Below are 19,300 nucleotides of genomic sequence, written 5' to 3'. Positions count from 1 at the left end.
CGGCGGTCAGCTGCGGATGTGGACGTAGAACGCGTCGGAGTCGAGGATACGGTCGAGTTTGTAGAACTCGGCGATCCGTTCCCCGCCCTTCCTGTTGTCCTCCGCCGGAATGGCCTTGGCCGCGTAGTTCTGGTGGGCCGGCTGGGCGCCCGCGCTCTGGTACGTCGACGCGAAGGGGTACTCGTCGCACTGCAGGCCGCGGGAGGCGTAGCCCGGCCAGTAGCGCTCACAGGTGGCGCGGACCCGGTCGCCGCTGCGCTTCTGCATGGCCTTGTCGTAGTAGTTGCGGGTGAGCGCCTGGCCGCTGGACGGCGCTCCGGGCACCTCCTTCGCCCGGTAGACCGGCTTGGTGCGCTCCGGCCGGAACTGCGCGTCACGGATGTTGCGCGCGGTCTGCCGCACCTCGCGGTCCCGGATGCCGATGCTGCTCATCACCGGGACGACGACGTCGAAGACGCACGCGCTGCTCCGCCCCGGTATGTAGGACGCCGAGTCGCAGCGGAAGCCGCCGCGGCCGGTGGTCACGGACTTGTGCCGCCCGCCCTGGATGCCGGTGAAGCGCTGGGTGATGTTGTAGTAGGCCCGCTTGTCCGGCCCGTCGCCCGCGTGCGCCGAGTTGAACCAGTGGTACGAGCCGGTGCTGTCGCGCATCCACTCACTGAGGGTGTCGGTGCGTCCGTTGCCCGGCTCGGAGGTGCAGCGGGGCGAGCCGCTGAGGTTGGCGCAGGCGATGCTGTGACGGAGCTTCAGCCCGGAGACGTCGCCCTTGACGTCGATCTTGTCGAGGAGCGTGCCGTAGTAGATCCGGCGCTGCCCTTCGTAGCCCTCGCCGATGGTGGTGGCGCGGAACCTGAAGGAGCCGATGGGGTAGCACCCGATCAGCCACCTGCACTTCTGCTTGTACAGGGTCTGGGTGGTGCCCTGGCAGTGGAAGAAGTGGTCGATGGTCCAGCCGTAGGTCCGGTACGTCTTCCGGTTCTCCATGCAGACGTTGATGTTGGGGTCGGTGCGCCGGAGGGCGGGGGCCTCGGGGCGCCCGTCGGGGCCTTTCCGCTCGGCGAGGGAGCTCGGCGTCTTTCCTTCCTTCTTCAGCGTTTGCAGGGTACGGGAAGCGGTCATGCGCTCCTCCATGTCCTGCGCGCTCTCCTTCGGCAGGCCCTGATGGGCCTTGCGGTCGTCGAGGCCGAACGACGGCGTTCCCCCGGGGTCGGGGGCCGGCTCCTCGGTCACGATGGTGAAGTCCGTGGTGTCCGGCGTGGGCGCGGCGGTCGCCGCTCCGGCGGGCACGGTCAGCAGCACGCTGAGGCCCAGGGCGCTGATGACGGTGACGAGTGGTCGCCTCACGAGACGGTGTCCTCCTTGCGGTGCGGCACCGCCGGAGGGGCCCGGACGCGTACGACGACCCCGCTCCACCGATGCCATGTGCATGACATGTCACAACGTAGCCCGTACGCCACCAACTCGTTTGGAGAACACGCCGGTTGAACGGAATCGGCGAGCACCGGTCCGGGCGCCTGGTCCGGGCCATCGCCCGCCAGGCGCCTCCTGTTCGAACGCGGCTGTGCTCTGCTGCTTCGTGCTTCCTGCTTCCTGCTTCCTGCTTACGCCTTGCGGAGCCGGTCGATGATGCCGTCGAGGTCGCGGGTGAACAGGTCGGGGCGGACGTAGTGACCGCCGGGCACCTCGTGCCATTCGTGCGGGATGCCGGCCCTGTCGAGGAAGCCGCGGAACTCCCGCTGGGTGTCGAGCACGGCAGTCTCGTTGAACCTGTCCCAGAAGGTCGGCTCGGGGCTGGTGCCCGCGACCATGAAGACCCGCTTGTTCCGGTAGCTCTCGACGCGCTCGCACGGGTTGTCCATGCTGACCCTGTTCTGGTCCCACGGCACGCCGTAGACCGTTCCGCCGCCCAGTTCGATCGCCGCGGAGGACGCGTTGGCCCAGTGGACGACGCCGCCCTGGATCCCGCCTGCGGGGCCCCGCAGGCTGGCCGGGCCGGAGTGGGAGCTCACCGAGGCGAAGTGGCCCCAGTACTTGGCGGCGTACTTCAGCGCGCCGAAGCCGCCCATCGAGAACCCGGAGACGGCGCGGCCGTCGTATTCGGCGAAGGTCCGGAAGTTCGCGTCGATCCACGGGATCAGCTGGTTGATGTGGAAGCTCTCCCAGTTCCGGGGGCCGACCGTCGAGCTGACCGGGTTGGAGTACCAGCCCGCGTGTCCGCCGTCGGGCATCACCACGATGACGGGCTTGCCGGCGGTCCAGGCGCGGATGTTCAGGGGCGGGCGGTCGAAGGTGATGAAGTCCTGGTCGGTACCGCCGCCGTGCAGCAGGTAGAGGACGGGGTAGGTGCGTCCGCTGAAGTGGTAGTCGTCGGGGAGCAGGACGTTGACGGCGGGCTTCCAGCCGATCTCGCGGGTCTCGAACCGGTAGTACCACATGCGGGGGTCGGCTTCGCCACGCTCCACGATGCGCAGCCCGAAACCGTCGCCGGCCGCGTTGGCCGCCGACGCCGACGCGACGACGGACCCGGCGCCGAGGGCCATGGCGGCGGAGACCCCGCCGACGGCTCTCAGTACGTTCCTGCGGGTGGGGCGGTGCTCGCTCAACGGGACCTCCTGGTCGGGGGCGGCTGATCGGTGGGTGACCGGTCGGTGAATGAGTCGGATGTGAGCGCGGTCCGGGGACCGAGGGTCCGCAAGGTAGCGATGGGCGCGCGGGGCAAGGCATCCGGAACGATCCGGGGTGACACGCGCGAGGGTTCCTGCTGGACTCGGGGAGTGCGACGGCGCAGGCACGACACGGTGCCGGATTCCCAGCGGCCCCGGAGGCCTGGCTCACCGCACGGATGCGGGGCGCGGGCACTCGGGGACCCGCGGGTGGTCCTTCGTCCGTACGGCGGGCAGCCAGGCAGTGGGCCGTGCGGAGCCCCGCGGGAGGCGCACGCGGTACCAGGCGGCGGACTGCGTGTCCGCCTCGTCGATGATCGGCATCCCTTGCGGGAGAAGGCAGTCGACGGTGAGCTCATCGCCGTGCCACACCCGTGTCGGTACGACGTTGTCGATGGTGTAGGGCCGGAGGGGGTCGATCGCCAGGCCGAGACTGCACTGCGGATCCCTGTCCGTACGGCCCCGGCAGCTCAGCTCGGCGTTGAAGACCCGGAGGCGGCCGGCTGCTCCGGCCGCCGCGACGCCGGACTCGCCGGACGTGCCGGACGTGGTGCCGGACGTGCCGTGTGCGGCGTGCGTGCCGTGCGTACCGGCCACGCCGTCGCCTACGGCGTACGGCCAGATCGCCGCCCCCACCGTGCACACCGCAACGGCTGCGAGAGTGGCGCGGGCTCTTCTCCTTCGCCGGCGCATCACCGGATGCCCGGTCTCCACCGCGGCCTCCACCGTGGCCTCCGCCATGGTCTCCACCGGAGGCTCTGCTGTCGTGGCCGCCGCCCGCCGGCCGGTGATGCGCGCCAGCAGGCTCTCGGCGGTGTGCGCGGCGCGTGCGGCGTGGGTCGGGGCCAGGCAGTCGGCGGCCAGCGCGCGCCAGAACGGCGGGACCGCGCTGTCCAGGCGGAGTGGTGCACGCCCCTCGGCGTACTCCTGCGTCGCGGCGCCGCGGGCCATGGGCGTGGCGCCGGGAAACGGCGAGGCACCGGCGGCGAACACTTCGTGGATCATGATGCCCAGGGCCCAGATATCGGCGCTCGGACGGACCTCCACCCCCCGCTCGCCGAGCGGGGCCCTCCACCGCTCGGGCGGGAGGTAGTCGAAGGTCCCCATCGGGGGCGCGTACCCGTGGGTGCCGTGGGTGCCGGTCAGTTCCGTGGCCAGCCCGAAGTCCGAGAGTTTCACGGAGCCGTCCGGCATCAGCAGGATGTTGTCGGGTTTGAGGTCCCCGTGCACCCAGCCGCTGCGGTGCAGGTGTGCCAGGCCCTCACAGATCTCGGCGAACAGCCGGGCGCCCACGGCATGGGCAGCGTCATCGCCATCGGCGCCGACGGCTCCGGCGTCGAGCATGTCCCGCAGGCTGCGCTCGGCCCGCTCCATGACCAGCACGACGGCGCCGTCCAGGATCGGGGATTCCGGTTCGCTGAGTACGACGGAGTCCAGCAGGCGGATCAGCCTCGGATGGGAGGACCGGCGGCCGAATTCGACCTCGCGCCGGGCGGTTTCCGCGGCCTTGCGGGCCTGGCGCGGTGCCAGCCCCGCGGTCGGCAGAACCTTGAGCGCGACGCCGCGAGGCCCGCCGTGCCCCGCCCCCGCCATCTGTCCCGAGTGCGGCGAGGGCCCACCGTCGCCTGCTAACCGTCCCTCGTAGACGGTCGCCCAGCCGCCGGCCCCGATTCGCTCGGTGACCTCCCAGTCGCCCACGCGGTAGCCGCGTGGGAGGAGTTCCGTGCGGTCACCGTCCGCCGATCCGGCCGAGCCGTGCACCGTATCCCCCTCCGGATCCGCTTCCGGTCCGCCTTCCGCATCGACGTACGCGTCCACCACACCTCATCCGGCCGCCTCCCGCTCCTGCGCACCGGTTCCGGCCCGGGGCGGCAGCAGTGCGAGATGCTCCTCCCGTACGAGCCCGAACCGCAGGACGAGTCCGACGATCGTCTCCCGCTTGCCGTTGCGGCGGGCTTCCCTGCGGGGCCCGTGCTCGGCCGGAGCGCTGATCCGCATCTTCTCGTCGGCCAGGTAGTCGATGTGCGAGCTGACCGCCCGAGCCGTCAGCCGGCCGCAGGCGGCGTGGCCCCGGAGCCTCTCGACGATCTCGGGAGTGGTCGGCACCGCGACCGGGGACTCGTCGCGCAGCCGCGGTTCGCAGAGCGCGACCAGGACCAGGAAGTAGAGGGCCGTCTCGTCCAGCGAGTAGGCCGTGACCGTGCGGCTTCCCCACTGGTCGCCCATGCCGTCCGGGTCCAGGTCCAGGTAGACGTGATCGGGCGCGAACACCTGGAAGGCGACCGTGGTACTGCCGCGGGTCGGCAGCACGACCCGGGAAAACTCGAAGGGGATGGGTGCCCCGGCCCGCCGCGGCGGCACCCTCAGGTACTCCCCCGCTCCTTCCGGGTTCTCCACCAGATAGCTCTGGGTCGTACTGAGGTTGCTCAGCTGCCAGTGGTCGTCCGTCACCCGGATCTCCCCTGCCAGCCGGGAGATCGCCTCGTCGTCGAGGCGGAGCTCGACCGGGCACGTCGCGGAGCCCCGCCCGAAACGCGCCACCTCCCCCGGGCCGAGCCGCAAGGTCACCGCATCACCGCGCGGCTCCCCTCCGGCTTCCCCCTTCCCCTGCGGCAGATAGATCACTATCCCGCTCACTGCCCCCTCCTCGCCCTGCAGCACCGGTCCGCACGCACGGCGAACGTTACACATCCCGCCCAGCCGCTCCCACTCCCCGACTCCGGCTGATTTCGGTCTTGCGCAGCGCGGTCGTCGTGGTGGCCGACACACCGCGGCGAGAACGGCGCCCCATCCGTAAGCGCCCGCGCATCCACGGCACCTCGCCACGCCGCTGCCGCCCGCCGGGTCCGACGAGATCGGCCAACTGACGGACAGTTTTGAGCACATGCTCGCCGCGCTGCGCCGCTCCCGCGCCCAGCAGCAGCAACTGGTCCAGGACGTCGGCCACGAACAGTGGACGCCCCTCACCTCGGTGCGCGGGAGCGCCGAACTGCTCCAGCGGGCGCGCGGCAGGCTCGCCCCCGAGGCCGTAGACCTGACCGCCGCCGCGGAGGGCAGCGCGCAGCGCTTCCGCCTGCGGACCGGGCGCACCGTCCTCGTCATCGAAGACGACACGCACCCGCCGGTGCCGGTGCGCGCCCGGCCGCGCGCGCTCTGGCCATCGTGCACGACATCAGAGGCTGCTGGCAGCATCGTCGCTATGAATGTCGTCCGTACCCCGCCGCGGCCGCTCGACGTCACCGCGGTCTTCCCCCAACTGGGCCCGCTGGCGCGCACGGCGACCCGGTTGCATCCCCGCCGCGGAGCTCCTTCGGTGCACGACAGTTCGATCGGCGGGCCGCTGCTGTGGCCCGCCGACGACCCGTGGCCACACTGCGACGCCCCGCACGAGGGTGGGGACCACGCGCTGGCTGAGCTGCGCCTGCGGCAGCGCATCCGGGCGAGCGAGGCGATGCAGCCGGACGGTGATCCCCGTGTTCCCCAGTACACGCCTGAGGAGCAAGCGGTCCTGGACCGGCTCAACTCCGACGAAACGTGGCACGACAGCACGTGGCTCGAGGGCCCGGTCGCCCTGCTGCCCCTGGCCCAGCTCTATGTGCGTGACATCCCCCTGTTGCGCCCGCCCGCGCAGGCCGGGGCGGATCTGCTCCAGGTGCTGTGGTGTCCCTTCGACCACCCTCCGGAGAGCTACATGCCCAGGACCGTGCTGGTCTGGCGGTCCGCGGCCGCTGTCACCGAGATCCTCACCTCACCCCCGGAACCGCCCCTGGTGGTCGAGGAATACGTGCCGGAGCCGTGCGTGCTCGCGCCGGAGCAGGTCACCGAGTACCCCAGCCCCATGGAGTTGAGCAAGGAACTGCGAGAGCAGATCGGGGACTGGAGCATGTGGCAGGCAGCCGGCGCCGGTGTCGACAGCTCCTACGCCCCCTACCCGGATTCGCTCTATGGGAGCCACCTGTCCGTCGCCCCCGGCTGGAAGGTCGGCGGCTGGCCCATGTGGGGCTACACCGACCCCGCTCCCCGGCCCTGCCCCGCGTGCGACACCCCGATGGACCCGCTGCTGACCATCGCCACGTTCGAATGGGACAGCAGCGACCGCAGCTGGATCCCGTATGAAGACCAAGCCGCCGCGTCCTCGGCTGACCCCCGCTACCGCGACCTGATGCAACCGACCGCGATCCAGATCGGCAGCGGCCACAAACAGCAGCTCTACTTCTGCCCGGCGGCGCCGGAGCATCCCCACATCGAGCTGATGCAGTAGCCGGCCAGATGCCCCCCGTGGCCGCCTCTGCCGACGCCCGCCCGAGCGGCCTAGTCGCCGACCGGTCGCACCGCCTCCACCTCGGCTGCCGCCCGCCGGTCATAGGTCCGGCGGGCTGCCAGTACCTCGCCTTGGTGTTCCTCGGACCAGTCCTGGATCACCGTCAGCAGGCCGGTCAGGCTGCGGCCCAGCTCGGTGAGTTCGTAGACGACCTTCGGCGGGATCGTGGGGTAGACGGTGCGGGTGACCAGGCCGTCGCGCTCCATGGTGCGCAGTGCCTGCGTGAGCATCTTCTGCGTGACGCCGTCAAGGCGGCGGCGCAGTGCGTTGAAGCGCAGCGGACCCTGCTGGAGGGCGCCGACCGTGAGCAGGGCCCACTTGCTGGTGAGCAGCGACAGGACCGGGCGGGACGGGCAGGTCTGCAGGTAGGCGTCTGCGCCGCCGTATTGCCGCAGGTCATTGCAGGTATCCATAGGGAACCTGAGTATCAGGAGGGTGCCTCCTTTTCAAGTGCCTTTATCCGGCGCAGGCTGGTGTGCGCCGCGCGGCGACCGTGAGAGATCAGCAAGAAGATCAGAGAGACGATCAGTAAGAGGGGTACGTGATGGGTGTGCGTATGCGCGCTGTCAGTCAGCTTGCCTTCGGCGGCCCGGAGGAGCTGCGCGTGGCGGAGGTGGAGCGTCCGGAGCCGGTGGCCACCGAGGTGCTGGTGCGGGTCGAAGCGGCCGGCGTGAACCCGGTGGACGCGAAGTTCCGGGCAGGAGTGGTCCCTTGGGGGACGCTGCCGTTCATCCCCGGCTGGGACGTGTCGGGGGTGGTCGAGGCGGTCACCCCCGGAGTCACCCGCTTCGCACCGGGCGACGAGGTGTACGGGCTGGTGCACTTCCCGTGGCGCGGCGGCGGCTACGCCGAGTACGTCACCGCCCCGCCCCGCCACCTGGCCCACAAGCCCGCCGCCCTCACACACGCCGAAGCCGCGGCCCTGCCGATGGCGGCGCTCACCGCCTGGCAGGGACTGGTGGACACGGCACGGGTCTCGAAGGGGCAGCGGGTGCTGATCCTCGGGGCGGCCGGCGGGACGGGCCACCTGGCCGTGCAGGTCGCCAAGGCGCTCGGTGCGTACGTCATCGGCACCGCGCGGGCGGAGAAGCACGCGTTCGTGCGCGGCTTCGGTGCGGACGAGCTCGTCGACTACACCACGACCGATGTCGGTACGGCCGTACGGGACGTCGACATGCTCTTCGACCTGGTCGCAGGTGACGACGCGGCGCGGGCGGTCGAGACGCTGCGACCGGGCGGGATCCTGGTGAGCGCCACCCGTGCGGCGGCCGTGCCGGGCCTGGCCGAGCGGGGGGTGCGCTTCGCCGCCCTCGGCGTCGAGCCGGACTACGCCTCGCTGGAGAAGCTCAACGCGCTCATCGCACAGGAGCGGCTGCGGGTGCACGTCGAACGCGTCCTGCCGCTGACGGAGGTGGCCGAGGCTCACCGCCTGATCGAGAGCGGGCGGGTGAAGGGAAAGATCGTCCTCGTTCCCTAGTCGAGGCCGCTGCCGCCGCTGCCGCCGCTGCCGCCGCCGAACTGACAAAGTATCAACCCTGTTGCATTCAAGACTGTCAGCACTGGCGTCCCATTGAGCACAGTAGTCCGTGAGGTGGCGCATGCAACCCCGCGTCGCACCCCGTCACGGAGGGAAACGGCCATGAAGTCAGCCAACCGCTTCATCTTCACCCGCCGGCACCTGGCACTCACCGCCGGTGCGGCCGCACTGGCCGCTTCCGGTGGAGTGTGGTTCGCCGCGTCGTCGGCCTCCGCCCAGGCGGAGCTCAAGCCGGACATCGTCACCGCCACCGCGAGCAAGCACAACACCGCCCAGGCCACGGCGGTCTGCCCGCCCGGCAAGCACGCCACCGGCGGCGGCTGGCAGAGCAACGGGGACGGGAAGGACAGCTACCCCGCACCCGACGGCAGAGGCTGGACCGCCGTCGCCGCCGGTCCCTACACCATCAACCTCACCGTCTACGCCATCTGCCAGGCGGACTGACGCCGGGGTTCATGGGGCGCCCATGAGGGCGTCCCATGGACATCAGTCATCGACGGTCAGGGCGAGCACGGCGACGTGGGACCACGTAACCAGCACCAGCGGCGCTCGTGGGGGAAACCCGCCAGTGAGCGGCGAGGCGGCCACCAGGGCGATGCCGGCAGCGTGGTCGGTATCGCTCAACGCCTCCTCCAGGGGCAGGGCGATCTCGCGCACCGCGGCCTGGGCCGAGATCGCTGCCTTCTCCGCCGGGCGACGTCCGGTCAGGTGGTCGTGGTGATACCGGTGGTATGCGCATTCACCGACGGTAACGTGCAGGCACCCACGCACAGACACCCACGTGCACGCATCGTGTGTGCACGTGGGTGCGCTGCCCGCTCGGTCGGCGACCGGCAATCGGCGACCGGCGACCGGCAATCGGCGACCGGCGACCGGCGACCGGCGACCGGCAATCGCCGCCCCGCTCAGCGGTTCTTCGCGTGGGTCACCGCTTCCCAGGCGACGAAGAGGTCGTCCGTTCCCACCTTCCGCTGCCGCTGGGCGGCCCGCTGGGCCTGGGGCATCTTGATGTGCCGGCGGGTGTGGAAGTGGTTGAGGGCCACCTCGGTGTCCGGCCCCATGGCGCGGTCCAGGTGCCCGCCGCAGAGCCAGCGCGGCGCGTGGGCACCCAGTTGGTACCGGGCGTGAAGGGTGAGGGCTGCCCGCATCCGCTTGCCGACCTCGCCGTAGAGGTCGAGGCCCTGGTGCCAGGCGGTCTCCGCGATGTGGGCGGTGGCCGCGAGGGAGTAACCGATGTGGGTGAAGTTCCGGCAGGTCTCCTGGCCCAGGCCGTTGACGAACCTCCGCTGACCGAACCAGTACTCCCTGGTCCTGTCGGGGGTTCCGATGTGGCTGCCCGGCGGGCGCTTGGGCAGGGGGCCGTCGGACTTGAGGTAGAAGTAGGCCGGGACGCGGGCGCGGAACCTGCGCACGGCCCTGTTGAAGCCGCGCCGGTCGTCGAGGAACACCGAGATCCCCATGGCGGCGTCGGTCATGACCAGGTCCCAGTTCCCGTTGTAGTCCGGTACGGGCGCCGTCACCTCGCGGAGGTAGACCGTGCGCAGCATGCCGGCGAACCGCCGCACCCGGTTGCGCGGCCATCCGCCGTACGTGTGCCGCATGATCTCCGCGGCCCGCGCCCAGGAACTGCCGGCCCATGCCGCCTGCAGCCCGGCGTTGCCTTCGGTGTGCTCCCTGACCACGCCGGACCAGGCGTCCATGATCTGCACGGCCTTGCGGGCGTGCGCGCGGTCCCGGGTGACGTACCACAGGAGCGCGTGCGTGTACGCGGCGATCGCGTCTTCCCGTTCCTCGACGCACCCGTATCCGGGCCGGTCGTCCGGCGGGCACTCCACGATCCGTTCGGGCCTCGCGGTGTAGTAGAGGGACCCGTACCGGCTGTGGCGCATGGCGGCGAACGACGACCGCCACTGGCCGCCGGCCTTGGCTCGTTTGCGGAGGCGGTCGAGCTGACCCCTGCTCACCAGCACCCCTGGGTGCTTGAATCCGCGCGCGTGCGCGGATGGCCGTACCACCGGCTCTGCCGTACCGGCGGCTTCCGCCAGTGGGACCGGCGACGTCAATGTGGTGAGCAGAGCGACCGTCAGAGCCGTAGGGCGAAGCAACCGCCTGATGCCGTTGCCGCGTAGTCCGGACACAACACTCCTCCCATTCGCTGCGGTAAGCCTCACTCCCCCCGCGAGCCCGGGCGCCATATGCCGTGTTATCGACACGAAACCATCTTTACCTATCGATAGGACCCCACCGAAGACTAGGCACCCTCTGCCGCGGACCCCGGAATCGCCGCGCGCTGCGCGGAGTGCGTCACCGGAAAGAAGGCCGAGATGCATGCACTCGCCGCGGCAGAGAGCGACGGCCCCGAGAGCAGCTGGGGGTGGCCCCACCAGGATTGGGGGGCCGGCCGTAGTGAGGGGGAACTGCTGCTCCGTCTAGCGTCTGACGGTGTGAAACACATACGGATCAGGACGAAGCGATCCTCCTCTCCCCTCAGCCCCGCCGTACGCCGTACCGCGGCCGCGGGCCTCGCCCTCGCCGCCTGCCTGGGCGCGGTCCCCACCGCCACGGCCGCGGCGGCCCCCGCCACGTCGAAATCCGGGGCCGGACTCGACCGTTACTACGACCAGCGGCCGGGCTGGGGAAGCTGTACCACGGGCCCGGGCGACACCATGGGCCGCGATCTGGACAAGGCCGGCGTGCAGTGCGCGAACATCACCGTGCCGCTCGACTACGCCGCCCCCGGGGGCCGTACGATCACCGTCGCGATATCCCGGCTCAAGGCCACCGACACCCGCCACCGCATCGGCTCGGTCCTGCTCAACAACGGCGGCCCCGGCGGCACCGCCCTCGAGTCCCCGCCGGAATTCCGCACGTGGATGAAGGAGACCGGCCCGCGGTACGACATCGTCGGCTTCGACCCGCGCTTCGTCGGCCGCAGCACCCCTCTGGACTGCGGCTGGCCCGTCGGCACCAACCTCTTCTCGGCCGGTCTCGGCCGGGCGTCCTTCGATCGCCAGGTCGCCCTCCAAAAGGACCTGGCCGCCAAGTGCCGCGCCACCAACGCCTCCGTCCTGCCGCACGTCACCACCCGCAACACGGCCCGCGACATGGACGTCATCCGCGGCGCACTCGGCGAGAAGAAGATCTCCTACTTCGGCTACTCGTACGGCACCTACCTGGGCACCGTCTACAGCCAGATGTTTCCCGGCCGCACCGACCGCATGGTCCTGGACGGCGCCATCGACCCGCGCAAGTTCGGCCCCCGGATGCTCCGGGAGTCCGTCGGCGAGAACGAGCAGGCTCTCGCCGACTGGGCCACCTGGGCCGCCGCCCGCAACGACGCCTACGGCCTCGGCCGCACCCGCGCCGAGGTCCTCGCCACCGTCGACCGCGTCATCAAGACCTCCTCACGCGCTCCCCTGACCGTCGGCACCGCCCCGGAGACCTTCCGGCTCGACGACACGCAGATCCCGTTCGTCCTGCTGGCCGGGGTCGACAGCGACACCGACACGTCCCGGGCATCCCTCGCCGAGCAGGTGTCCGTGCTGAACAAGGCCGCGGCCGGGCAGCCGACCCGGCTGTCGCCGCTCTTCGCCGCGACCCTGCGGCTCGCGATGACCGGCGAGCAGTCGCACCACGGCAGCGCGCAGTCCGCGATCATCTGCGGGGACGCGGCGGCCCCGCGGGACCCCGAGGTCTACTGGCGGGACATCGAGCGCAGCCGCGCCGCACACCCGCGCTTCGGCGCGCTGACCGGCAACATCGGCCCGTGCGCCTTCTGGGACCGGCCCCGCGAGGAGCCCACCCGGGTGGAGCACGACACCAAGGCGCTGATCGTGTCCTCCACCGGCGACCCGCGCACCACCCACAAGGGAGCCGTCGCCCTGCACGGCCTGCTGCCGAGCTCCAAGCTGATCACCCTGCAGGGCGCCAACCGGCACGCGATCTACGGCCTCTACGAGAACGCCTGCGTCGACAACAAGGTCAACCAGTACCTCGCCACCGGCAAGCTACCCGCCGAGGACCAGACCTGCTCCAAGCAGGCCGGGCTCCAGCCCACCGGGTGAGCGCACAGGCCCGATCAGGAACTTGCCGCGTGGCGGCGAACGGGCGATGCAACCCTCGTCAGGCGTCGAAGCGGTGGCGGGAGCGCGGCCGCGAAGCTGGGGGTCACCCGGTACCGCCCGCCACACTGCTGGGTGTCGCGGCGCTGGACGTACCCGAGCACCTGGTCGAGGTCGAAGCCACCGCCGTCATCGACTGAACGGGCGCGCTCCTATCGGGTCAAGCCGGTCTCCGTCGCCGCCCGCACGGTCAGCTCCCGTTCGGCGACCACCCGGAAGCCGTGGGGCGGGCGTCCGGTGAGGCGCTGGACGGTGTCGGTCGTACGGTCCTCGGCTCCCCCGGCGATGGCGCGGTCCATGCCGGCCAGCATCGCGGCGAACTCCTGCGGCATCAGTGCGGCGAGCCGGTCGCACATGTCGTCGTAGGTCAGGTGATGGTGGGCCACATGGCGGCCGGTGACATCGCCGACGATCGAGGCGATGTCGTCGTGGCTGAGCGCCTCCGGTCCGGTCAGGACCAGGTCGGTATTGGGGGCGCGGTCGTCGGTCAGGGCGCGTACGGCGACGGCGGCGATGTCGTCGGCGTCGACGAAGCCGACCCGGCCGGCGCCGGCCGCGGTCAGGATGGCGCCGTGCTCGCGGATGCTGTCGGCGTGGAGGTGCGCGCCGGTGAAGTTCTGCATGAACCAGGAAGGCCGCAGCACCGCCCACTGACCGAACAGCCCGGGCAGGGCCTGGTGCACCGCCCCCACCCCCGGGCCCCCGGCGGGGATGGCCGAGGAGCTGAGGAGTACGGCGCGGTGCACGCCGGCGGCGCGGGCCCGGTGGAGGAAGGGCAGCATGACCGCGGCCGGGTCGGGGGCGCCGACGGGCGGGACGAGGTAGACGCGGTCGGTTCCGTCGAGCGCGGCTCCGAAGGTGGCGGGGTCGTACCAGTCGAAGCGGACCGGTTCCGCGCCCGGGAACGCGGGGGCCCTCCGGCCGGCGGCCTTGACGCGGTGGCCGGCGGCGATCAGCTGCGCGGCGGTGCGGCTGCCGGTGGTACCGGTGGCGCCGACGACCAGGACGGCGGCGCTGCAGTCATCGGTGATGGTCATCGGGCGCTGCTCCCCGTGAAGTCCATCCCGGGCGTGCGGACGGCGAGGGGGTTCCAGTAGTCGCGGTAGGAGGTGAATCGTCCGTCCTGGGCGGTCACGACGGCGATGTAGGTCATGTCGAAGGGACTTCCCGTCGTGACCATGCGACCCACGCCGCGCATCTCGGCCACGATGGTCGCGGGGTCGGCGGTCTGATGGATCTTCAGGTCGGGGAAGTCGTGCAGGTCGATGTGGTCGGGGTAGTCGCGCATGTAGACGGCGACGGCTTCCCGCCCCTCCAGCCGCCCGGGCCACCCCGGAGGAGCGAAGGGGAATTCCATGACGCCGTGCTCGGCCCACAGGCCGACCCAGGCGCGGATGTCCTTGTCCAGGAGCAGGCTCAGGCTGTGGCGGTACAGATCCGCCGGTGAGGTCGTTACGGGCATGAGGTTCTCCGTCCGATACGATACGGACCAGCGGTCCGCTTCTTTCGGCAAAGATACGGACCGGCGGTCCGTATCGCAACCGGAGGAGCCCCATGCCCGAACCCGAACGCAAACCGCGCAAGGACGCGGCGCGTAACCGGGCAGCCGTCTTCGCGGCCGCCGACTCCCTCTTCGCCGGCTGCCGGAGCCCCGAAGAAGTGACCATGGCCGACATCGCGGCGGCAGCCGGCGTCGGTAAAGGAACGCTCTTCCGCGCCTTCGGTGACCGCACCGGACTGATCCGCGCGCTGTACGAGGCGCGGCTCGAACCCATCAGGAACGCCGTCGAAGAAGGCCCGCCACCACTGGGACCGGCCACCCCGCCGCTGCAGCGCGTACCGGCCCTGCTCGACGCCGTCCTGTGCTTCAAGCTCGACAACCGCCACCTCGCGCAGGCCCTGGAAGGAACCGGCACGGACAGCCCCTACCGGACGGAACACTACGAGCGCTGGCACACCCTGCTCCGCGACCTCCTGCAAAGCATCCCGGGGCAGGGCGACAGCGACTTCACCGCCCACGCCCTGCTCGCGGCCACCCGGGCCGACCTCGTCACGTACCTGGCCGACGAGAAGGAGACGCCGCGCGAGGAACTGCGGGACCGCCTGGCGAAGTTCACGGCCGGGGTTCTCGGCAGCGCCAGGTGAAACGGCCTCGGGGTGCCGCACCCGGACATCGGGTGCGGCTCACTCGATCCCCTCCAGGAACGGGATGATCGCGTCGATGAAATGCTCGTTCCGGTCGCCGGCCACCATGTGCCCCGCGTCGGCCACGTCGACGCGCCGCGCGTGGGGAACCCTGTCGCAGAACTGCTCGGCGATGTCGTCGCGCACCACGTCGCTGAGGACGCCGCGCACGAGCAGGATCGGCGCGTCGGCGTGGCGCGCGGCGTCGAGGAGACGGTCCGCCATGCCGGGCGGGTCCACCCGGCTCTCCAGGCTGTCCAGCATCCGGGGGTCCCAGTGCCAGACCCAGCGATCGCCGCGGCGTCGCAGGTTGTGCCGTAGCCCTTCGAGGTCGTCCGGACGTCGGCGATGCGGCAGGTAGGCGGCCACCGTTGCGGCAGCTTCCCCGACACTGGCGAAACCGTCCGGTCGGCGGCGCATGAACTCGACGATCCGGCGGACCCCGCGAGGGTCCGGTCGATGGGCTACATCGACGAGCACCAGCGCGCGGATGGCCGCCTTGGGCGCCTCTCCGGCGGCGAGCAGTGAACTCAGGCCGCCGAGCGAGGCGCCGATGAGTATCGGCGGGTGGCCGAGTTCGGCGACGAGCGCCCGGACGTCCTCGGCGAACAGGCCGACGTCGTAGTCGCCGTCGGCCGACCATTGGCTGGCGCCGTGCCCGCGCAGGTCCGGGGCGATGACCCGCCACCCCAGCCCGGCCAGTCGAGGGCCGGTCCGTCCCCAAGCGCGTCGCGTCTGGCCGCCACCGTGCAGCAGGACGAGCGGTGGCGAGGACGCCTCGCCCCACTCATTCGCCGCAAGCAGGATCCCGTCGCGGCCCACGAAACTTCGGGGCCGTGGCAGTGCGCCGGCCGTCATACCGCGCCCCGGGTCCGCAACGGCGCCAGCAGTTGCTCGCGACAGGGATCCGCAGCCGCCGCGGCGAGCGCGACGTCCAGTGCGAACAGAGCACGCGCCAGGAACCGGTCGTCGTCGATCAAGTGGACGACCCATTGATGCAACGCGCCCACGCACGAGGTGCCGACGACGGCGGCCAGCGCGTCGGTGTCGACATCGGCGCGCAGGAGCCCCTGTGTCCGCGCATCCGCCATCGCCCGGCGGAGCTGCGTGAGCGGACTGCGGTCGAGTACGAGACCGCTTTCCTCCCACTCACGCACCATGCGGCGCGACACGACCGGGTCGCCCGCGAACAGCAGGACGGTCGACCTGACGACCTCCCGCGGGTCACCGTCTCCCAGCGCCGCCAGGCGATGCTCCAGTTCGTCCATGAACCCGGCGGCGAGCGCCTCCCAGATCTTGTCCCGCGATCCGACCAGGTTGTACACGGTGGCCGGGGCGACCTCCGCCCGCTCGGCGATCCGCTCGGCAGTGATCACCGACTCCGGGCCCTCCCGCAGGAGTTCGCGTGTCGCCTCGAGGATCCGGGCCCGCCGCCGGGCCTTGTGCTGCTCGCGCAGCCCGCCTTCGACCGTCTGCATACGCGCGCACCCCTTCAGTAAAAACTTAGAGAGTTCCCTAAAATTAGGGGTGCCTCTGGGCCTGGTCAAGGGTCGGGGTGGCGCAGTCCGTCAGGAGGTCGAACCGGCCGGCGATCGTCGCGGACGGCGCGCGGTCCGGGCTGCCCGGAAGGCAGCCCGGCGCTGTGCACGGCCCCCGTCCAGGACTGACGATCCGTCAGCCCCGGAGTATGCCGTCGAATTGGGCCCAGTTCGACCAGGGTCCGCCGATGACGTTCTGCCAGCGGTGATACACCCAGCCGCCGCTGTTCACCCCGAACAGTTCGACTCGGCCGTCCGCGTTCGTCTCCGCGGCCACCTGGGTCAGGCCGCCGTCCATCTGCGCCCATCCCGTCCAGCCATTGCCCCCGCCGATCCGGGTCTGGGCACGGTGGTAGATGTTCCCGGCGCTGTTCGTCCCGAAGATCTCCAGGCGCCCGTCGGCGTTACGGGCCGCGGCGATCGACGAAAGGTTCCCGTCGAACTGCTCCCACCCGGACCAGGGGCCGCCGGGCCGCCCGAGCTGCCAGCGGTGGAAGACATTGCCGGCGCTGTTGACACCGAACAGCTCCAGCCGCCCGTCGCCGTTCGTCTCGGCGGCCACCTGGGTCAGGCCCCCGTCCATCTGCTGCCAGCCCGACCAGGCACCGCCGACGGAGGTCTGCCAGCGGTGGTAGATGTTCCCGGCGCTGTTCGAGCCGAAGATCTCCAGGCGCCCGTCCGCATTGCGGGCCGCGGCGATCGACGTCAGAGCCCCGTCGAACTGCTCCCACCCGGACCATCCGGCCCCGGGCGACGTCTGCCGGCGATGGTAGATGTTCCCCGCCCCGTTGACGCCGAACAGTTCGACGCGCCCGTCCGCGTTCGTCTCGGACGCCACGGCGCGCAAGGCCCCGTCGAACTGCTCCCAGCCCGTCCAGACACCGCCGACGACACTGGTCTGGCCGCGGTGGTAGATCGCGTCCCCGGGGTTCGTCCCGAAGATCTCCAGTCGTCCGTCCGCGTTCCGCGCCGCGGCGATCGACGACCCGAACACGGCGAACGGCACGGCCGGCCCCGTACGGCCGGCGGCCGACCCGACCCCCGGCAAGGCCGCCACCAGCGCCGCCGCCACGGCAACGACGACCAGCCGGAGCGTACGGACCGTGCGTCTGTGTCTCTTCCTCATGCGACTACCCTTCCTGCGCAGTTAGACCACTGACTGCAATCGGTAACAGGGAGGTACGTGAGCCGATGGACCTGCGGAACCCGGTGGAGACGCGGCCCGCACCCTACTGCGCCGGGCCCGCGACAGACAGAGCGACAGCCGGACGGCTTGCGGGCCGGGTCCACGAACTGCGCGGCGGCGAGCGCCGCCGCGCTCGCGAGCGGGACCGGAAGGTTCACGGTCGCCGAGGCGGGTGGCCGGGACGACGGCTGCGGCGGCAGCACGCGGACAGCGCACCCGCGCCGCAACAGCGACGTCGCCGCGGGCGCGGGCCTCATCCCGCCGATGCGGCGTCGGAGGAGGCTTGAAGGAGCGACCGGGGCGAATCAGTATCCCGGGACCGAGCCCGGCTCCGGGAGGCTTCCCTTCGGGAGGCTGTCCCTCGCCGCCGAGGTCATGGCGCCGCCGATGGACTGCGCCGCCGACCCCGCCGCCCCTCCGACGAACCGCTGGACGCCGGAGGTCGTCTGCCTCAGGGCGCCGCCGCCTGCCCGGCCGACCGCGGGCAGGGTCCTCCCGAGCTCGCCGCCCCCGGCCGCGCGGCCCAGTTCCGCGGTCGTCTTCTGCAGGGCGGTGTCCACTGTCGCGGTCACCCTTTCCGGGTCGATGCCCCCGCCGACCAGGTCGATGCCCGGTGCCCCGCCCGCAGCATGGGCGACGGCGCCCGGGCCGAGGACGCCTGCGCTCAGCGCGGCCGCGGTCAGGGCGGTCGCCGCGAGGACTCGTCGCATCTGGACTCCTTCAGTCAATTCCGGCAAGACGGGCCTTTACCGCAAGAACGAGCCGGAGGAGCTCCCGGACACGTCACCCATTCGCCACACCCGCCGACCGGGTCGCGAGCCGGTGGCGGACCCCTGCGGCCTCTCCCCCTCCCCCTCGTCGCGCCGAGCACGCGGTTACGCCGAGCACGCGGTCACGCCAGGCCCGCGAGGACGGCAGCCAAAGGGGCCGGGTCGGCGGGCCCCAGGTGCGGAGCGGGCAGGGAATGGACGTCGAACCGGGTGCCGGGTGTCGCCGCGTCAGCTTCCTTGATCATGCGGTCCTGGAGGGCGAGCGGGATGCTGCGGTCGAGGGTGAAGCGAAGGTAGCTGCGGGGGATGCGGCCCCACGTCGCCGGGTGGCCGCGGGCGTCGTCGCGGATGAGCGAGGCCGATTCGTCCGGCTCGAAGGTGTTGAGCGCGTTGCGGAAGGCCACATCGCTGTAATCCGCCGCGAAGGCGGCCTTCGCCTTGGCGACGAAGTCGGCGTCCGCCGAGCGCCAGTTGTTACGAAGAACACCGGTCCGTTCGGGATCGCCGACGCTGGGAATGGTGGGGAGCAGCGTCGTCCTCCCCTCCGGGAGCAGGAAGCAGTCGAGGATGGTGCGTATCCGTACGCAGCAGAACGCCGACATGTACACCAGCCGCGCTATCGCGTCCGGCGCCTGATTGCCGACCCTGGTGATCGTGGCGCCGCCCATGCTGTGACCGACGAGGATGACCGGGCCCTGCCGGGCGACGCGGCGTACGACGCCAGCGACGTGGCGTGCGTTGTCCTCCAGGCTCGTCCCGGAGAGGACCGGTGACGGGGCGGTCGCGAACGCGACCGGATCCTGCGGCGCCTGGTAGGAGGGCGGGAAGTTCGCCTGCACTCCATGGCCGGGGAGGTCGATGGCGAGCGCGCGGTGGCCCTCCAGGGTGAGCGCGGCGACCAAGGGGGCGAAGGCGTAGGCGTTGCTGTTGGCGCCGTGCACGAGGAGGAAGGTCGGCTGCTTCCTGGTCGCGCCTTTCTC

Annotated in this window: 18 protein-coding genes and 2 pseudogenes; 6 read left to right on the top strand and 14 right to left on the bottom strand. The window is 71.4% G+C overall.

Features of this window, described 5'->3' with window-relative positions; genetic code table 11:
• Nucleotides 1-6: 6 nt before the first annotated feature.
• The 4 genes from V7793_RS00745 to V7793_RS00730 form a co-directional block, all read right to left on the bottom strand.
• Nucleotides 7-1,344, bottom strand: a complete 1,338-nt coding sequence (locus V7793_RS00745; protein WP_335580873.1) for a NucA/NucB deoxyribonuclease domain-containing protein — start codon at nucleotides 1,342-1,344, stop codon at nucleotides 7-9.
• Between the two features lie 257 nt (nucleotides 1,345-1,601).
• Complete coding sequence (locus V7793_RS00740; protein ID WP_335580872.1) at nucleotides 1,602-2,603, bottom strand: alpha/beta hydrolase; 1,002 nt, start codon at nucleotides 2,601-2,603, stop codon at nucleotides 1,602-1,604.
• A gap of 228 nt (nucleotides 2,604-2,831) precedes the next feature.
• Nucleotides 2,832-4,424, bottom strand: a complete 1,593-nt coding sequence (locus tag V7793_RS00735) for a serine/threonine-protein kinase (RefSeq protein ID WP_443057817.1) — start codon at nucleotides 4,422-4,424, stop codon at nucleotides 2,832-2,834.
• 63 nt (nucleotides 4,425-4,487) lie between these two features.
• Complete coding sequence (locus tag V7793_RS00730) at nucleotides 4,488-5,300, bottom strand: serine/threonine protein kinase (RefSeq protein WP_335580871.1); 813 nt, start codon at nucleotides 5,298-5,300, stop codon at nucleotides 4,488-4,490.
• A 190-nt stretch (nucleotides 5,301-5,490) separates the two neighbouring features.
• Between V7793_RS00730 and V7793_RS00725 the strand changes: the two are divergent.
• Nucleotides 5,491-6,924 (top strand): annotated as a pseudogene (locus V7793_RS00725) (hypothetical protein); the annotation flags it as partial.
• Nucleotides 6,925-6,974: 50 nt separating this feature from the next.
• On the opposite strand, the gene V7793_RS00720 reads toward V7793_RS00725, so the two are convergent.
• Complete coding sequence (locus tag V7793_RS00720; RefSeq protein WP_335580870.1) at nucleotides 6,975-7,397, bottom strand: winged helix-turn-helix transcriptional regulator; 423 nt, start codon at nucleotides 7,395-7,397, stop codon at nucleotides 6,975-6,977.
• A gap of 143 nt (nucleotides 7,398-7,540) precedes the next feature.
• Here V7793_RS00720 and V7793_RS00715 point away from each other — a divergent pair, with 143 nt between their 5' ends.
• Entirely contained in the window at nucleotides 7,541-8,461 is a 921-nt protein-coding gene (locus V7793_RS00715; RefSeq protein WP_335580869.1) for an NADP-dependent oxidoreductase, read from the top strand.
• 162 nt (nucleotides 8,462-8,623) lie between these two features.
• Nucleotides 8,624-8,965 carry a hypothetical protein gene (locus V7793_RS00710; RefSeq protein WP_335580868.1) on the top strand — a complete coding sequence of 114 codons (342 nt, stop codon included), beginning with the start codon at nucleotides 8,624-8,626 and terminating at the stop codon, nucleotides 8,963-8,965.
• Between the two features lie 42 nt (nucleotides 8,966-9,007).
• On the opposite strand, the gene V7793_RS00705 is transcribed toward V7793_RS00710, so the two are convergent.
• Complete coding sequence (locus V7793_RS00705) at nucleotides 9,008-9,178, bottom strand: hypothetical protein (protein ID WP_335580867.1); 171 nt, start codon at nucleotides 9,176-9,178, stop codon at nucleotides 9,008-9,010.
• A 248-nt stretch (nucleotides 9,179-9,426) separates the two neighbouring features.
• Nucleotides 9,427-10,626, bottom strand: a complete 1,200-nt coding sequence (locus V7793_RS00700) for an alginate lyase family protein (RefSeq protein WP_443057816.1) — start codon at nucleotides 10,624-10,626, stop codon at nucleotides 9,427-9,429.
• A 339-nt stretch (nucleotides 10,627-10,965) separates the two neighbouring features.
• On the opposite strand from V7793_RS00700, the gene V7793_RS00695 reads away from it, so the two are divergent.
• Together V7793_RS00695 and V7793_RS00690 are read left to right on the top strand one after the other, a co-directional pair.
• Entirely contained in the window at nucleotides 10,966-12,585 is a 1,620-nt protein-coding gene (locus V7793_RS00695) for an alpha/beta fold hydrolase (protein WP_443057815.1), read from the top strand.
• 72 nt (nucleotides 12,586-12,657) lie between these two features.
• Nucleotides 12,658-12,782: pseudogene (locus tag V7793_RS00690) on the top strand (RidA family protein); the annotation flags it as partial.
• 12 nt (nucleotides 12,783-12,794) lie between these two features.
• On the opposite strand, the gene V7793_RS00685 reads toward V7793_RS00690, so the two are convergent.
• Together V7793_RS00685 and V7793_RS00680 are read right to left on the bottom strand one after the other, a co-directional pair.
• A complete protein-coding gene (locus tag V7793_RS00685; protein WP_335580865.1) occupies nucleotides 12,795-13,679 on the bottom strand; it encodes an NmrA family NAD(P)-binding protein in 885 nt (294 codons plus the stop codon).
• On the bottom strand, nucleotides 13,676-14,104 hold the full coding sequence (locus V7793_RS00680; RefSeq protein ID WP_335580864.1) for a nuclear transport factor 2 family protein: 429 nt from the start codon (nucleotides 14,102-14,104) through the stop codon (nucleotides 13,676-13,678). The genes V7793_RS00685 and V7793_RS00680 overlap by 4 nt, the downstream gene beginning before the upstream one ends.
• 92 nt (nucleotides 14,105-14,196) lie before the next feature.
• On the opposite strand from V7793_RS00680, the gene V7793_RS00675 reads away from it, so the two are divergent.
• Nucleotides 14,197-14,787, top strand: a complete 591-nt coding sequence (locus V7793_RS00675) for a TetR/AcrR family transcriptional regulator (protein ID WP_335580863.1) — start codon at nucleotides 14,197-14,199, stop codon at nucleotides 14,785-14,787.
• 39 nt (nucleotides 14,788-14,826) lie between these two features.
• On the opposite strand, the gene V7793_RS00670 is transcribed toward V7793_RS00675, so the two are convergent.
• The 5 genes from V7793_RS00670 to V7793_RS00650 form a co-directional block, all read right to left on the bottom strand.
• On the bottom strand, nucleotides 14,827-15,648 hold the full coding sequence (locus V7793_RS00670; RefSeq protein ID WP_335580862.1) for an alpha/beta fold hydrolase: 822 nt from the start codon (nucleotides 15,646-15,648) through the stop codon (nucleotides 14,827-14,829).
• A 32-nt stretch (nucleotides 15,649-15,680) separates the two neighbouring features.
• A complete protein-coding gene (locus tag V7793_RS00665) occupies nucleotides 15,681-16,304 on the bottom strand; it encodes a TetR/AcrR family transcriptional regulator (protein WP_335580861.1) in 624 nt (207 codons plus the stop codon).
• A 196-nt stretch (nucleotides 16,305-16,500) separates the two neighbouring features.
• Nucleotides 16,501-17,490 carry a tectonin domain-containing protein gene (locus V7793_RS00660; RefSeq protein WP_335580860.1) on the bottom strand — a complete coding sequence of 330 codons (990 nt, stop codon included), beginning with the start codon at nucleotides 17,488-17,490 and terminating at the stop codon, nucleotides 16,501-16,503.
• Between the two features lie 365 nt (nucleotides 17,491-17,855).
• Complete coding sequence (locus V7793_RS00655) at nucleotides 17,856-18,260, bottom strand: hypothetical protein (RefSeq protein ID WP_335580859.1); 405 nt, start codon at nucleotides 18,258-18,260, stop codon at nucleotides 17,856-17,858.
• A 182-nt stretch (nucleotides 18,261-18,442) separates the two neighbouring features.
• Nucleotides 18,443-19,300 (bottom strand): alpha/beta hydrolase (locus V7793_RS00650; protein ID WP_335580858.1); only part of this gene is annotated, 858 nt, incomplete at its 5' end.

The organism is Streptomyces sp. KLMMK (assembly GCF_036961605.1).
Lineage (GTDB): Bacteria > Actinomycetota > Actinomycetes > Streptomycetales > Streptomycetaceae > Streptomyces > Streptomyces telluris.
This window is presented reverse-complemented; position numbering and strand designations above follow the sequence as displayed.

Coding starts and splice junctions, on each gene's coding strand:
- V7793_RS00720 (WP_335580870.1), bottom strand. CDS start 7,397: ATGGATACCTGCAATGACCTGCGGCAATACGGCGGCGCAGACGCCTAC.
- V7793_RS00715 (WP_335580869.1), top strand. CDS start 7,541: ATGCGCGCTGTCAGTCAGCTTGCCTTCGGCGGCCCGGAGGAGCTGCGC.
- V7793_RS00710 (WP_335580868.1), top strand. CDS start 8,624: ATGAAGTCAGCCAACCGCTTCATCTTCACCCGCCGGCACCTGGCACTC.
- V7793_RS00685 (WP_335580865.1), bottom strand. CDS start 13,679: ATGACCATCACCGATGACTGCAGCGCCGCCGTCCTGGTCGTCGGCGCC.
- V7793_RS00680 (WP_335580864.1), bottom strand. CDS start 14,104: ATGCCCGTAACGACCTCACCGGCGGATCTGTACCGCCACAGCCTGAGC.
- V7793_RS00675 (WP_335580863.1), top strand. CDS start 14,197: ATGCCCGAACCCGAACGCAAACCGCGCAAGGACGCGGCGCGTAACCGG.
- V7793_RS00665 (WP_335580861.1), bottom strand. CDS start 16,304: ATGCAGACGGTCGAAGGCGGGCTGCGCGAGCAGCACAAGGCCCGGCGG.
- V7793_RS00660 (WP_335580860.1), bottom strand. CDS start 17,490: ATGAGGAAGAGACACAGACGCACGGTCCGTACGCTCCGGCTGGTCGTC.
- V7793_RS00655 (WP_335580859.1), bottom strand. CDS start 18,260: ATGCGACGAGTCCTCGCGGCGACCGCCCTGACCGCGGCCGCGCTGAGC.